Source organism: Nemorincola caseinilytica (genome assembly GCF_039540515.1).
GTDB classification, from domain to species: domain Bacteria; phylum Bacteroidota; class Bacteroidia; order Chitinophagales; family Chitinophagaceae; genus Nemorincola; species Nemorincola caseinilytica.
In genome coordinates this window covers 212564-226754 of sequence record NZ_BAABFA010000011.1, presented here as the reverse complement: position 1 = coordinate 226754, position 14191 = coordinate 212564, and the positions used below count along the sequence as shown (strand labels likewise).

Here is a 14191-nt window from a genome sequence, read left to right as displayed (position 1 = left end):
TAGAAACAAATAAAGACAATGATACAACGATCAAACAGATCATGCAATATGTGTTTTATAAACACCTGCAAAATATCGGGTTATTATTTTGTAATCAACAATAATATATGTTATTTTACACAATAACATACTCTGTTCACGTCCAGGGATGTAATAGCAAAAAAAGAGCCATTCGTAGGTACGAATGGCTCTTGATATTTAGATACTATATATAGTGCTTCTACATTATTTTATTTCTTTGGTGTCCCATGTTATGATGGCGAACATACCATAACCATTAGTGGCATTTGTATATACGTTCACAGGCTCGGCAAAGGGATTGCCATTCACATCCAGGGCACGGCTCGAGGTCTGTACGAATTTGAAATAAGCCTCAGGCACATGAAAAAGCTCTATACCGGAGTACATACTATCTACTCCATTATAGGCAGGTCGTATAAGATCGGAATTGACATAGAACCTGATGGTCTTCTGCCTGCCGTTGAACAGGTCATCGCGTACGAACATGGCCTTGTTATCAAAACAGGTATTCACATCATCTATACCACCGGCAGTGGTCTCTACAGAAGGGTCGGATGTATTGACACAAATATCATAATTCCCCATCATAGAGTCCTGCGACCCATGTATCCTCACTATATAGTGATCGCCCGCCGTAGCAGGGTCCGTAAAGGTGATGTCTATAGCATCCTGCAGGTCGCCATCTTCGTTCTTGCGTATATCAGGTATACGTTCTACTGCAGTAAGCGCTACCGGCGATGGCGCCATGGTCGATGCTTCTAATTCTACATATGTAGGGGCGGTCATTTTGATGGTGTACTTTTTGCCCGCCTCTGCAACAATGGTAGATGGGTAGCCATAGGTGCCATCGTATACCATTGTCTCTTTGTACACATCGTCTACATACAGTTTTATCTCGGCATTCGTCACGAACAGGTCGGGGTTGCTGCTGCGGTCCTTTATGGCTGCGCTGGTCCCTGCCAGCGCATATATCTTTCCGCCTACGGCCGTCACACTGCTCACTACCAGCTTGCGGTCGTACGGAGGCACGTTCACGTCTATCGTCTTCTCGCACGATGATATGCCGATAACTATAGACAGAAGAAAAAGTATAAGAAGGCTATTGCTGCGCATGAACTAGAATTTGAATTGATAACTGATAGATGGTATGATGGGGAAAAGGCTTACCTGTTTGAACTTGCCGTTCTCCTGGTATATGAAGAAAGGATTCTTGCGGTTGTATACATTGTATGCGCCCAGTATCCACGAGCGAGTATAGCGGGTCTTCTCTTTAGAGAAACGTATGCTCACATCACCCCTGTGGTACGATGGCATACGGTAGCCGTTGCGGCTGCCATATATGGTTATCTCCTGTCCGTTGCCGGCCTGGTAATACCCTATAGGCAGCGTAATGGCATTGCCGGTACCATATACCCACTCAGCACTCATCTCTATCCTTTTCGACAATGTATATACGCCTGCCACCTTAAAGTCATGACGGCGGTCGTACTTGTAGGGAAATGTCTCTCCGTTGTTCAGGTTGGCAAAGGTGCGGTTCGTCCACGATAGTGTATAGCCCAGCATACCTGTGAATTTCCCTTTCTTTTTCTGCACAAAGAGCTCACCACCATAGCTGGTACCGCGGCCGCATTCTATCTTGTCTTCCCAGCTCGTAGTACTGTTGAAGAAACCCGCACCCTCTTTATATTCTATGATGTTGTCCATCGTCTTGTAATACCCTTCTACACTTACCTCATATCCTTTGTCGTAGGTATAGGCTATGCCCACAGCGCCCTGGCGCGATAGCTGCGGCGGTATCTTATCTGTCGATGGTACCCACAGGTCGGTAGGTAGGCCCACCGATGAATTGGTAAGCAGGTTGATATACTGGTTCATTTGCACGAAGGAAGCCTTGGCGCTCATTTTTTCGTTGATGAGGTACCTCACGGCCACTCTTGGCTGCAGCGATGTATAGAACTTATCGCGCACCTGGAAGCCGGCCAGGTGCAGGCCTATATTGGCTTTCAGCTTTGCCGAGAAACGGATGTCGTCCTCCACATACGCATCCAGCTCTGTACTGTGTATGGTACTCTGGCCTATGGTAGTGTCCATATTCATACCGCCTGAATTGGTCACCTTCGTGGTCTGCGCACCCGGTGTGTAGGTATGCGCTATGGCGCCTATACCTGTCTTCAGGTAATGGTTAGGCGAGGGTATTATATCCAGGTCATACTTCAATGCCGCATCGTTGATACCCGATACCATTTTCAGCAGAAAATCATCGCTTGCGCCATTCGTCACACTGCCATTCTCTGCCGTTACCGAAAAGCGGTACTGGCTATAGTATGTAGTAAGGTTGCCAAAGGTCTTGGGAGAGAACTCATGGTTCCAGCGGCCTACGGCCGTGGCATTGCCCCACTTTATACCCGCGGCAAAGGAAGAGGAATTGCCGTTCTCGCTGCTCTTGTCAGAGAAATAGAATTTGTCGTTGCCAAAATAGCCGCTCACATACAGGTGGTCCTTTTTGCCCAGCGTGAAGTTGGCCTTGCCATTCAGGTCGTAGAAGTAGTAGCCACCCTTGCTGCTGCCCCTCATGAATGGCGCCGCAAGCACATCTATATATGTGCGCCTGCCCGATACCATGAACGATGCCTTGTCCTTTTTTATAGGTCCTTCCAGCGTCAGGCGCGAGGCCACCAGACCTATACCCCCTTCACCATGTATCTTGTTCTTGTCGCCCTCTTTCATGTTTATGTCTATCACCGATGATAGCCTGCCACCATAGCGTGCCGGGAAACCACCTTTTATCACCTCTACATTGCGTATGGCATCGGCATTGAACACACTGAAGAAACCGAACAGGTGGCTGGCGTTATACACAGGTACACCATCCAGCAATATCAGGTTCTGGTCGGGGCTGCCGCCGCGCACATACAGGCCCGATGTGCCCTCGTTGCCACCCTGTATACCGGGCAGCAGTTGTATGGCCTTCATTATGTCAGGCTCGCCCAGAAAGGCCGGTAGCGATTTCACGGTCTGTATAGGCAGGTCTATGGCGCTCATCTGTGTACGCTCCTGCAACGTTTTCGCTGCGCTTACTACTACTTCCTTCAGTTCTTTGGTCTCACCCACAGCTATATCCAGAGACATGCCCTGACCGCGCCCTATACGTTGCTCGAACCCCGCATACCCTACATATGCGGCCTTGATGTCCACACTATCAGCACCGGCAGGTATGGTAATGGAGTAGAACCCGAAAGTGTTGCTGGAGGTGCCCACCTGCAGCGATGGTATGAACACCACCGCCCCCGTAAGCCGTTCCCCGCTGTTCTTGTCAGTTACATAGCCGCTGATGGTTATGTGCTGGGCCAGCGATGGTATAGATAGAATGCAGAGGAAGAAAAGGAAGATGAGCGATCTGGTGGTCATGAGGATGTGCGTGCCTCGTTATGGCGGTCGCAAATGTAGATCTACCGCCTGCCATAGAAATGTTAATATTATTTCACAATTGAATGTGGATACATGCATCAGCGCCTTAGCAACATAGGCATATGCATGCACATAACAAAAAAGCCACCCTGTCGGATGGCCTCTTTGTTCATTATGGTATTGCTTACTAGTTTATCACTATTGTCTTTGTTGCCTGCTCTTTAGCATTGATATCGGCAAAGCGCACAAAGTAGGTACCCCTTGCCCAGTCGCCTACAGGCACCTGTACACTACCTGTAAAGTTGCCACCCCATACTTCCTGTCCCAGTGTGTTGTACACCGACACTTGTATGTTGTTGCTGCCTTCCGATGTCATGTGCAGCATATCGTGCGCAGGCACAGGGAATACTTTCACGGTATTGGAAAGAGGGCCTCTTACATTGGCCACCGATACGCCCGATCCGTTCACCTTCACGTTCTTCAGGTTCACGTTGAAGAACACATTGCCCACGGCCTTCACCTTGAAGCGTACGGTAGCGGTGGTCGCACCGGGGTCTGGCACAGTGATGCTGGCGGTACCTGTATTGGGGAAGGTACCCACTACATAGGGCCATGTATAGCCACCATCTTTCGACATGTATATGATCACATTGCTCACATTATATGGCGCACCGTCGGTACCTACCTTGTTCCATGTGATGGTCTGTGTACTACCCGCATCGAATGTAATGCCTGTAGTGCCCTGGCTGGTCACCTTGAAGCCTTCATAGTTATTGGCAGCGCCTGTGGTAATGGCATCTATATGCACTGTATCATCGGGGAAGAGGAAGCACCCCAGGCCATTGATGATATTACGGACAGTGAGCTTGAAGGTAAGGTAACGTGTGGTATCAGGCGCTTTCTCACCCATATTGTTGTTCACGGTCACCTGCTTCAGTGTACCCGCCAGTATCAGGCTCATCTTGGGAAAGGTACGCACCGTGTCATAAGACTTTGGCGAGAAGGAGCGGAATATAGGGCCCCTGAAATAGGTGTTCTGCAGCCTGGCGCCAAAGTCGCCCCTGTTCCACTGCTCCCAGCAGTAAGAGATAAGCGTATCGGCCACAGAATCCTGTGCGGTAGGCGCTATCAGCTCGAATGGTGTTTTGTAAGGTATCTTGTACGATGCAGAGAAAGCAGGCAGGTAAACGAGCTTGTTAGCGGTGGCCACCTTCGCCGCGCATACATCTTCCGATCCGTTCAGCTTATTGGTTATCTGCACCAGGCTCGATGCATGGAAATATGCATCGCTATGTGGCTGCAGGTTATCGGGAGGGCATATGCCTGCATAAGCCAGTATGCTGCTGCCGCTACCGGGCTCATATGCATAGTTGGTAGATGCATTGCCGCCGCAGCTACCATCGCTGTTATTATTGAATGTATGTTCCGAGCCGAACTCATGCCCCATCTCGTGCGCCACATAGTCTATATCAAAACCATCGCCCACAGGTGAGGGCAGACCGGTAACGCTTCTTGCCTTCTGAGAGTTGGAACATACTATACCCAGGCCCGATACACCACCACCGCCGGTAGTGAACACATGGCCGCAGTCGTAATTGGCAGAACCTATACGGTTGGTACATGTGGTCTGGTTGGTGCTAAGGCAGGCCGTACCATTGCTATTGATGGTATTGAACGGGTCGTTACCGTTTATGCTGCCTGTAGCCGTAGGCCATATCAGGGTATCCTCGTTGGCACAGAAATTCATCTGTACCGAGAATTCGCGGTTGTATACCCCGTTCACACGGTTCATAGATGTGGTCATCTTCGAGAATACCTGCGTTATAGTAGGCGTAGGAAGCCCTGTGGCCGCCTGCGCATACTGGTTAGAGCACGAAAGTGCCAGCCTGTAGGTACGTTTCTGATGACCGTTGAATGTTTTCTGGCCCAGCTTGGGCAGACCGCCGTTCACCGTCATGAACTGCTCGCCGCCGGGATGCTCGTCTGCCTCGCTCCTGAATTCGCACCTCATGCGCTTGTCAGCATCACGGGTCTCATCACGCTTGTAATGCACCATGTAGAACCCGTCATGGAAGTTATCATAAGGGTCTACGAAAGAGGTGTTCTCGCCATCAAATATCATAGCGCTGAAGCCATATACCGTAAAGTCGAGCTTCGCGGTCACCATAGGGTCGTCTATGGCATAAGCCGTGAATGTCTTTATATCGGGGTATTTCTGTGCCAGTTGTGCCGGCATCATAGGTGTCTGCCATACCTTAAAGTCGCGCGTAGTGCCATCGGGTAGCGGCAGGGCCACTATCATACCTTCGTTAGGGTCTTCCGATAGGTTCCACATCAGCAATTTCAACGTACTTTCGTTCAGCGTATATACCATGAATTTGGTAGGGTGCATACGCTGTAGTTCTTTGGGAGCCCCGGTCGCGTCTACTTGCTGCCAATAGTTGCTGGCAGACACGAGCATGGGGCACAATGTGAGGGAAGAGAGCAAAAAATTAATGAACAGTTTTTTCATTGTCGTTTTTTTGTGACTTTATGATCTTTACAGTATCAGTGGGATATGGCGACTACGCAAATTAACGGATCTTGACCTGCGTGGCAAAAAATTGTTAAAAATTTGGCGCTATTCTTCTCTTTTTCAGCTTTTTATACGCTCATATGACAAATGATATTTTGAAACATACATATACACTCAGCAATATAGACGAAGCCGCCGCAGCACTATGGCGGGAATGCCGGTCATATCCTGTCATCACCCTATCAGGGGGGCTAGGCGCCGGCAAGACCACACTGGTATCGCACCTGTGCCATACACTGGGTATCACCGATGCCGTCAGCAGCCCCACCTTTGCCCTTGTGAACGAGTACAGGCTGCAATTGGAGGGTAAAGAGCTACCTGTCTTCCATATGGACTGGTACCGCCTGAAAAATGTGGACGAAGCCATAGATGCAGGTATGGAAGACCACCTGGAACAGGCCCGCTCAGGCGATGCCATATGTATAGTAGAATGGCCCGAAAAAGCTGCCCGGCTATTGCGCCCACCCTATGCCGCGGTGACCATAGATATACTGGGCGACGAGGAAAGAGAGCTCTCCATACAGCTGGTAGACCACCCCTGATGAATGTTATTTTATGCGGCGTCTACTTGCCTCATGCTGTGGAGGTTCGCTATTTTTTACTTATTTTCACGGCCTCGAAGACCTAAGATATGCACGATATAATAGAACTGCTGAAGACGCTCCTGGCCGACCCCGACAAACTGATGGCTTTCATTCGCGATAATGGAGGCCTCTATATAGTAATGGCAATAATATTTGCCGAGACCGGCCTCTTCGTGGGCTTTTTCCTTCCCGGCGACTCGCTGCTGTTCGTAGCCGGTATCATACTGGCCACTACTACCCCCGCCCCCTTCAGCACCGACCTGCTGAACCTGCCCTACTGGCTCACCCTCATCAGCCTGGCAGCTATAGTAGGCAATATGGTAGGCTATTGGCTGGGCCGCCGCTCGGGCCATATGTGGTTCGAAAGAAAGGAATCCTGGATCTTCAAGCGCAAGCACTTGGTGCAGGCACACGATTTTTATGAGAAAAAAGGCAGCCTAGCCATCATCATGGGCCGCTTCCTGCCTATAGTGCGCACTTTTGCCCCCCTGATAGCTGGTATAGTGAACATGAGCTACAAAAAATTCATGTCATACAGCATCATAGGTGCGCTGGCCTGGGTCATCAGTATGACCATGGCGGGCTACCTGCTGGGCAGCAACGAATTCGTGAAGCACCACCTGGAGAAGATAGTGATACTCATCATCATCGTCACTACGGCCCCGGTCATCTTCAAAATGTTCTTCGGCAAGAAAAAAGAAGAGGTCAAGGCATCCTGATAGGCCCGACCGTCCCCAACCATTTCTCCCCTTATGAAACAGCACAAAGCGATAGGCCTCATCAGTATCCCTGTTATAGTAGCCGCGCTGGGCTATTTCGTAGATATATACGATCTGCTGCTGTTCAGCATCATCAGGATGAAAAGCCTGAAGAGCCTTGGCCTTACCGATGCCCTATGTGATACCGAAGGCAAATTCATCATCAGCATACAGATGTATGGCCTGCTGCTGGGTGGCATACTCTGGGGTATAATGGGCGATAAGAAGGGCAGGCTCAGCGTACTTTTCGGTTCCATACTATTATATTCCCTTGCCAATATAGCCAATGGCTTCGTACAAACGGTGAACCAGTATGCCCTGGCACGCTTCATAGCGGGTATAGGCTTGGCGGGCGAGCTTGGCGCGGGTATAACGCTGGTAAGCGAGCTGGTACCCAAGGAGAACAGGGGCAAGGCCACATCCATAGTGGCCGGTGTGGGGCTTACAGGCGCCGTAGCAGCCTACTTCGTGGCCCACTCGTTCGAATGGATGGCGCAGGGCGGCAATACCTGGGCCGCAGACATTGTAGCTACAGGCTACGACTGGCGCATATGTTATTTCATAGGCGGTGGGCTGGGCCTGCTGCTGTTGCTGATGCGCATCAGCGTATTCGAGTCGGGTATGTACAAAAGTATAGAGCATAGCAAGGTGCAGAAGGGCAACTTCCTTATGTTCTTCAACAACAAGCGCCGCTTCCGCAAATACCTGCTGGCCATACTGGTGGGCCTGCCTACATGGTATGTGATAGGCGTGCTCATCACGTTCTCTAAAGAGTTCGCAGAGCATTTCGGCATCAAAGACCCTGTAGACCCGGGCCGGGCCATCATGCTGGCCTATGTGGCCATATCCATCGGCGATCTGCTCATAGGCTTCGTCAGCAACTGGCTGGGTAGCCGCAAAAAGGCATTGTTCATTTTTTATTCGCTCACGGTACTCAGTATAGGCCTGTTCTTCTTCCAGCAGGGAGGCAGCGCTACTGGCATGTATGCCATATGTATGTTCATGGGTTTTGCCACGGGTTTCTGGGCGCTCTTCGTTACCATGGCGGCAGAGCACTTCGGTACCAACCTGCGCGCTACAGCGGCCACTACAGTGCCCAATATGGTGCGTGGCTCTCTGCCCATCATCATCCTGCTGTTCAATGGCCTGCAACCCACCTTCAGCTATATAAATGCGGGCGCTATCACAGGTATCATCGTCATGAGCATCAGCATCACGGCAGTATTCATGACCGAAGAGACCTTTGGCAAGGACCTGAATTTTATGGAAGAGTGATACTTGGCCCCTGCATCGTATTTTTGCGGTCAGCGAAAGAACTATCTCCCGAATGGCAATATCTACACATAGCAGCAGCTTGCTGGATACACAAACACTTAGCGCCCTCGCCAATGCACGCGTGGCCATAGTATATACCGAATGGAACGACAGCATCATAAATGCCCAGTTGGAAGGCTGTGAGCGTATACTGGCACAATTCGATGCTAAGGTAGCAGGCAAGTATGCCGTACCCGGCGCTTTCGAGCTGCCTTTTGGCTGTCGCCGCATATGGGAGCGCCTGCGCGAGCTGGATGGCGCCCCCGAGGCCATCATAGCCTTCGGCGCGGTGATACGCGGCGGCACACCGCACTTCGACTATGTATGCCAGGCCGCCACAGAGGGTATACTGCAACTGAATCTCACACTACCTATACCCACCATATTCGGTGTACTGACGCTGGATAGCGAAGCTCAGGCGTGGGAACGCCTTGGTGGCCCTCATGGGCACAAGGGCGAAGAGGCCGCACTCACAGCATTGAAGATGATAGCCTTCAACAGGCACAAATAGGGTGCCGAAAAAAAATACCCGGCACCCCTGATAGCTACTTCCTTATACCTTCTTACCTCAGCTTGCGCAGCATGTAGCGTGTGATGAATATACCGCCCGAGCTACTACCGTTAGAGCTCTGCTGGTTGGTGGCAGTGCTTACCTGCACCAGTTCCCAGCCCTGTGCACTGTAGTCGTTCAGCCGGTCCACTATCACGCGGTCGTTATTGGCTATGTTCTCAAAATTGATGCCCACCATGCTGTAAAAGTTCTTGAGCTCTTTTTCCAGCATCTGGCCGCCATCATCGGTGGTCAGCAGGCGGCTGCGGCCCATGCCTCCCGGCACTACCGACTCTACAGCCGTTATCTGTTTGTATATATAGTTCACCGGTGTGGCGCCATTATCGGGCGCTGTGGTCTTGAACGAAAAGATACCCATGGTACACAAAGCGGATGCTGCCGCTACAACGATAGTAGTGATGTGTTGTTTCATTATTTGCTGTTTTGTAAGTTGTTATCAAATATTATGCCTCCATGCTACTGCGCGGGCGCTTTAGCAAAACATTGGCAATTGCGCCATCATGCAGCCAGCTCACGCAGTGCTCGTACCAGTTCATCCAGTTCGGCGGTAGAGGTGTATATATTGGGGGTGATGCGCACACCGTGCACACCTGCGGCCTTGTTGTCTATGGCCACAGTATAGATCTTGTATCGCTGCAATAGTGTAGTGGCAAGGTCGGCAGGTCTCATGCCCGTTACACCCACATTGGCTATGGCGCATGAGCGCATAGGGTTGCGCGGCGAATTAAGCACCAGTCCCGGCAGGTCCAGCACCTTGTTCACCCAGTAATTGCGCAGGTAGCGCAGGCGCTCTTCTTTGCGGTGAGCGCCTATGCTGTGGTAGTAGTTCATGGCATCGGCAATGGTAAGGTCTGTGGCCGGCGGGTGCGTACCGGTATGGTTCAGCCGCAGTATATCGTTCTTCTCCCGCCCTTCTTCCGCAAAGAGGGGCCATATCCTGCCTATATGGTCTTTGCGTACATACAGCATACCTGCACCCAGCGGCACACTGAGCCACTTGTGCAGGCTGGCGCCATAGTAGTCGCAATGCAGGTCGCGTATGGCGAACTGTATATGTGCCAGTGCATGAGCGCCATCTACCATCACCTGTACACCACGGCTGTGCGCCATATCGCATATCTTGCGTATAGGCAGTATCTGGCCGGTTATGTTTATCATGTGGCTTACCATCAGCAGCCGTGTACGCGGCGTTATGGCATTGGCGTAAAGCCTCACTATCTCTTCATCACTTTCGGGGTCCTGCGGTACCGATACCAGCTTGTTCACCACTCCATGCCTCCGTGCCACCTGTTTGAACATATCCAGCATGGCGCCATAATCCTGGTGGGCCATAACGGCCTCATCTCCCTCCTTCCAGTCCATGCCGGATATGATCATATCCAGCGATTCAGTGGTGTTGCGCGTTATGATAAGCTCATCTGCAGCACAACCGGCCAGTTGGGCCAGCTTTGCTGCGGCGGCCTTTTTATTGGTAGCCTGCACGGTACGCATGTAGTGTGCGCCCTCCATATTCACCTCGCGTATATGGCTCTCGTACTTTGCCAGTATCTCCTGCGGCATGATGCAGTAAAAGCCGTTCTCCAGGTTTATGAACTCGGGAGTGAGCTTGTATCCATTGCGTACAGCGGCCCAGAATGCCTCTTTGCTGCCATCTTTGGGCAATTGCGGCGGCATTGCAGCGGCCAGCCTGCTGAGTGGCGTTAATGCTGCTATGCTACCAAGGCCGGCAAGAGATACGTTCCTGAGAAAAGTGCGCTTGTCCATATACATGAGTGTGTCACATAAAGTTAGATACATCTGTGATGTTTTACTAACTACTACCGGAACAAAAAAGGGTGCCTTTCAGAGGCACCCTTTTGCTATTTCATTTAAGATAATTATTCGTTGTTACTTCTGTACGGTAACAGCTATGGTACCATATTTGCGGCCGCTGTCATCACGCAGTGTCAGCCACAGCAGCGACGGACGAGGTATGCTCAAAGGCAGGGTCACATTAAAGGTATTGATACCCTCTACCACTTTCAGATCTTCGGTATACACCACACGTCCGGTCACATCGGTAGCTACCAGCTTCATTGCCTGGTCCTGCTTGCCTATGAGGTCGAACCTGAAAGAACCATTGTTGGGGTTGGGGAATACCACCAGCTTATTGGCAGGCATATCCGTTACCTGCGACACTATAGAGGCCGATGCCGACCTGGCGCCGCACTTGCCGGTCACGGTGTAGTTTATGGTCACCACACCATTGGTGATGGCGGTCACATTACCATTGGCATCTACAGTGGCTATGCTGGGGTCGCTGGTGGTCCATGCGCCGCCCTGCTCGCCTGAAGAGGCCAGCGATATTACATTGTCCGCAACACTGGTCTGCGAAACAGTACCTGCATCTGGCATTTCGTCTATGATAACGGTAATGGTGGTAGAAGCATTGCTGGCACCATCAGACATACGCACTGTGAACTCGTCCTTATTCGCAGTACCATTAGGTACATACATGAAGCCCGCAGGAGTGACCACTGCGTTCTCAGACACTGCGCCATTGGCTGTAATAAGTGTACCATTTGCAGGAGCTACGCTTACCGTCCATGTCTCTGCCTGTCCAGCCACATCGGCGGTAGCAAGCAGCTTGTCTATAGACACACCTTTAGAATTCCTGCAGACATGCACCGTTTGTGTAGTACCTCCGTTGAAAGCCCTTCCGGCAAAAGAAGGACCACCTACCGAACGCACTACTATATTGCCATAGTCGGCTATATAGTATGCGCCTGAAGCTCCTTTTGCAATGCTTGAAGGCAGGTACATACCAGCCTCTGCCGGGCTGGCTCCATCGCCTGTGTATGCGCGCTCACCTGTACCCGCAACAGTGGTAATGACACCACCCGACACCTTGCGAACAACATAGTTGTCATAATCGCAGATGTAGAGGTCGTTGCAGTCATCGAGCATGATGCCCCATGGGCCGAAGATAGAAGCAGAGAGCGCACTACCACCATCGCCGGTATAACCTGCAGTACCATTACCTACTACAGTAGTGATGATGCCCATATTGTCCACTTTGCGTATGCGGTTGTTCCATGTGTCTGAAAAGTAAACACTGTTGGTAGCACAATCAATGGCGATGCCCGATGGCTGGTTGATACTGGCAGCAGTTGCCGGTATACCATCACCACTGTAGCCGCCCGCGTGGTTGCCTGCGAATTCGGTTATTATCTGTGTCACATTGTCTATACGCCTTACCGTATGGCTGCCCTGGTCGGCTATGTACATATTACCGTCACAGTCGAACGCCATAGCTACAGGGTATGTGAGCGCTGCAGCTATCGCAGGGCCGTCATTACCAAAATCATGTCCCTGCCAGCCGCCATGATACCCATTACCCGCTACAGTAGTAACGATGCCTGTAACATGATCTACCTTCCTTATGCGCTCGTTGTATTTATCAGCTATATACAAGTTGCCTGCGGCATCAAAAGTGAGACCTGTAGGACCGTTAAGCTGCGTGGCCGCTGCTGCACCGCCATCACCATTATAACCGGCCACACCTGTACCTGCATAAGTAGTGATGGTACCATCTACATGAGATACGCGGCGAATGCAGTTATTGAAATGGTCGGCTATGTAAAGATCTTCATCTATAGGAGATACGGCAACACTATAGGGGCTTCCCATCTGCGCGCCCGTACCTATACCACCGTCGCCGGTATAACCCGTTGTATGGTCGCCGGCAATGGTCTGTATATTGCCCGAAAGACCACATTGGGCTTTCAGCATCTGCGGCAAACTCAGTACTACACCGGCAGCTATCAGTTTTATAAATTTCATTTTCATACGGGAACTATTTTGGGTTCAACGATAACACATCTAAAGTAGATACAGGCAAAAACACCTGCAAGATATTTTCATACAATAACATATCGATCACTAACGACTTACCTGCCGATAACAAGACCGAAACAGGCGTTTTCGATACGAAAAATGCCCGGGCAGAACGCCCGGGCATCGTATATCATTCAATATATCTCGAGTTACACAGATGCTGCCTCTGTAGCCAATGTGTAATAGCTGCTGTTCAGCTCCGGGTTAGCGGTCTCGGCCTGCTCTATCGGGGCAAAAGAAGAAAGCGGTTCTCCTCTCTTTCTCCCTACGGCCGTAGTATGCTCGAAGTGTGCAGAAGGAAGTCCATCCTTGGTGGCTACGGTCCAGCCATCATCCCAGGTGAATACTTCTTTCTTGCCCATGTTTATCATAGGCTCTATAGCCAGCACCATGCCTTCGCGCAGGCGCTTGCCCTCGCCACGGCGGCCATAGTTCGGCACCTGCGGATCTTCATGAAGCTGCTTGCCCACGCCATGTCCCACCAGCTCGCGCACTACACCATAGTTGTGTACGCGCGAAGTATAGTTCTCTACTGCAAATGATATGTCTCCTATCCTGTTATTATCGCATGCCTGCTCTATGCCTTTATACAGCGATTCTTTGGTCACCTTCAGCAGTTGTAGCACTTCGGGCTTTACATCGCCTATCGCGAATGTATAGGCCGAATCGCCATGATAGCCGTTCTTGTAAAAACCACAATCCACAGATATGATATCTCCATCTTTCAGTACATGGTCGCTCGGGAAGCCGTGTACCACTACATCATTCACCGATATGCACAAAGAGGCGGGGAACCCACCATAACCCTTGAAAGAAGGCACGCCACCATTGTCCCTGATGAAGGTCTCGGCCATCACATCCAGCGACTTTGTGGTTATGCCCGGCCTCAGCATCTTTGCCACCTCTGTAAGCGTAGCAGATACCATCAGGGCGCTCTTGCGTATTATCTCTATCTCTTCTTTACTGCGTATATGTATCATTCTGAACTATGAAATATCAAGTATGAGTTTTGGCAGGACCGGTATAGTGCGGTCCACCACTATTGCTTTTCGGCAATAGGATCTGCAAAATTACGAAAAAAGAA

The 14191-nt window shown here is 50.7% G+C and carries 11 protein-coding genes; 4 read left to right on the top strand and 7 right to left on the bottom strand.

The window, feature by feature from the left end; translation table 11 throughout:
- Positions 1-225: 225 nt before the first annotated feature.
- The 3 genes from ABD843_RS10350 to ABD843_RS10340 form a co-directional block, all read right to left on the bottom strand.
- On the bottom strand, positions 226-1134 hold the full coding sequence (locus ABD843_RS10350; RefSeq protein WP_345082583.1) for a DUF4249 family protein: 909 nt from the start codon (positions 1132-1134) through the stop codon (positions 226-228).
- A 3-nt stretch (positions 1135-1137) separates the two neighbouring features.
- Positions 1138-3429, bottom strand: a complete 2292-nt coding sequence (locus ABD843_RS10345; protein WP_345082581.1) for a TonB-dependent receptor — start codon at positions 3427-3429, stop codon at positions 1138-1140.
- Between the two features lie 187 nt (positions 3430-3616).
- Entirely contained in the window at positions 3617-5941 is a 2325-nt protein-coding gene (locus ABD843_RS10340) for a zinc-dependent metalloprotease (protein ID WP_345082579.1), read from the bottom strand.
- Between the two features lie 158 nt (positions 5942-6099).
- Here ABD843_RS10340 and tsaE point away from each other — a divergent pair, with 158 nt between their 5' ends.
- The 4 genes from tsaE to ribH all read left to right on the top strand — a co-directional run bounded on the left by tsaE (position 6100) and on the right by ribH (position 9171).
- Positions 6100-6546, top strand: a complete 447-nt coding sequence (gene tsaE / locus ABD843_RS10335; protein WP_345082576.1) for a tRNA (adenosine(37)-N6)-threonylcarbamoyltransferase complex ATPase subunit type 1 TsaE — start codon at positions 6100-6102, stop codon at positions 6544-6546.
- An 89-nt stretch (positions 6547-6635) separates the two neighbouring features.
- Complete coding sequence (locus tag ABD843_RS10330) at positions 6636-7307, top strand: DedA family protein (RefSeq protein WP_345082573.1); 672 nt, start codon at positions 6636-6638, stop codon at positions 7305-7307.
- Positions 7308-7340: 33 nt separating this feature from the next.
- Entirely contained in the window at positions 7341-8621 is a 1281-nt protein-coding gene (locus ABD843_RS10325) for an MFS transporter (RefSeq protein ID WP_345082570.1), read from the top strand.
- 52 nt (positions 8622-8673) lie between these two features.
- Positions 8674-9171 (top strand): 6,7-dimethyl-8-ribityllumazine synthase, encoded by a 498-nt coding sequence (gene ribH / locus ABD843_RS10320; RefSeq protein WP_345082567.1) that lies wholly within the window; start codon positions 8674-8676, stop codon positions 9169-9171.
- Positions 9172-9223: 52 nt separating this feature from the next.
- Here ribH and ABD843_RS10315 read toward each other — a convergent pair whose 3' ends face one another.
- The 4 genes from ABD843_RS10315 to map form a co-directional block, all read right to left on the bottom strand.
- Positions 9224-9643, bottom strand: a complete 420-nt coding sequence (locus ABD843_RS10315; RefSeq protein ID WP_345082564.1) for a hypothetical protein — start codon at positions 9641-9643, stop codon at positions 9224-9226.
- A gap of 86 nt (positions 9644-9729) precedes the next feature.
- The gene (locus tag ABD843_RS10310) at positions 9730-10995 is read right to left on the bottom strand and encodes an aminotransferase class V-fold PLP-dependent enzyme (protein WP_345082561.1); all 1266 of its coding nucleotides are present in this window, start codon (positions 10993-10995) and stop codon (positions 9730-9732) included.
- Between the two features lie 123 nt (positions 10996-11118).
- Complete coding sequence (locus ABD843_RS10305) at positions 11119-13059, bottom strand: NHL domain-containing protein (RefSeq protein WP_345082558.1); 1941 nt, start codon at positions 13057-13059, stop codon at positions 11119-11121.
- 197 nt (positions 13060-13256) lie between these two features.
- Positions 13257-14087 (bottom strand): type I methionyl aminopeptidase, encoded by an 831-nt coding sequence (map, locus tag ABD843_RS10300; RefSeq protein ID WP_345082555.1) that lies wholly within the window; start codon positions 14085-14087, stop codon positions 13257-13259.
- Positions 14088-14191: the final 104 nt, after the last annotated feature.

Coding starts and splice junctions, on each gene's coding strand:
- ABD843_RS10345 (WP_345082581.1), bottom strand. CDS start 3,429: ATGACCACCAGATCGCTCATCTTCCTTTTCTTCCTCTGCATTCTATCT.
- ABD843_RS10330 (WP_345082573.1), top strand. CDS start 6,636: ATGCACGATATAATAGAACTGCTGAAGACGCTCCTGGCCGACCCCGAC.
- ABD843_RS10310 (WP_345082561.1), bottom strand. CDS start 10,995: ATGGACAAGCGCACTTTTCTCAGGAACGTATCTCTTGCCGGCCTTGGT.
- ABD843_RS10325 (WP_345082570.1), top strand. CDS start 7,341: ATGAAACAGCACAAAGCGATAGGCCTCATCAGTATCCCTGTTATAGTA.
- ABD843_RS10315 (WP_345082564.1), bottom strand. CDS start 9,643: ATGAAACAACACATCACTACTATCGTTGTAGCGGCAGCATCCGCTTTG.
- map (WP_345082555.1), bottom strand. CDS start 14,087: ATGATACATATACGCAGTAAAGAAGAGATAGAGATAATACGCAAGAGC.
- ABD843_RS10305 (WP_345082558.1), bottom strand. CDS start 13,059: ATGAAAATGAAATTTATAAAACTGATAGCTGCCGGTGTAGTACTGAGT.
- ABD843_RS10350 (WP_345082583.1), bottom strand. CDS start 1,134: ATGCGCAGCAATAGCCTTCTTATACTTTTTCTTCTGTCTATAGTTATC.
- ribH (WP_345082567.1), top strand. CDS start 8,674: ATGGCAATATCTACACATAGCAGCAGCTTGCTGGATACACAAACACTT.
- ABD843_RS10340 (WP_345082579.1), bottom strand. CDS start 5,941: ATGAAAAAACTGTTCATTAATTTTTTGCTCTCTTCCCTCACATTGTGC.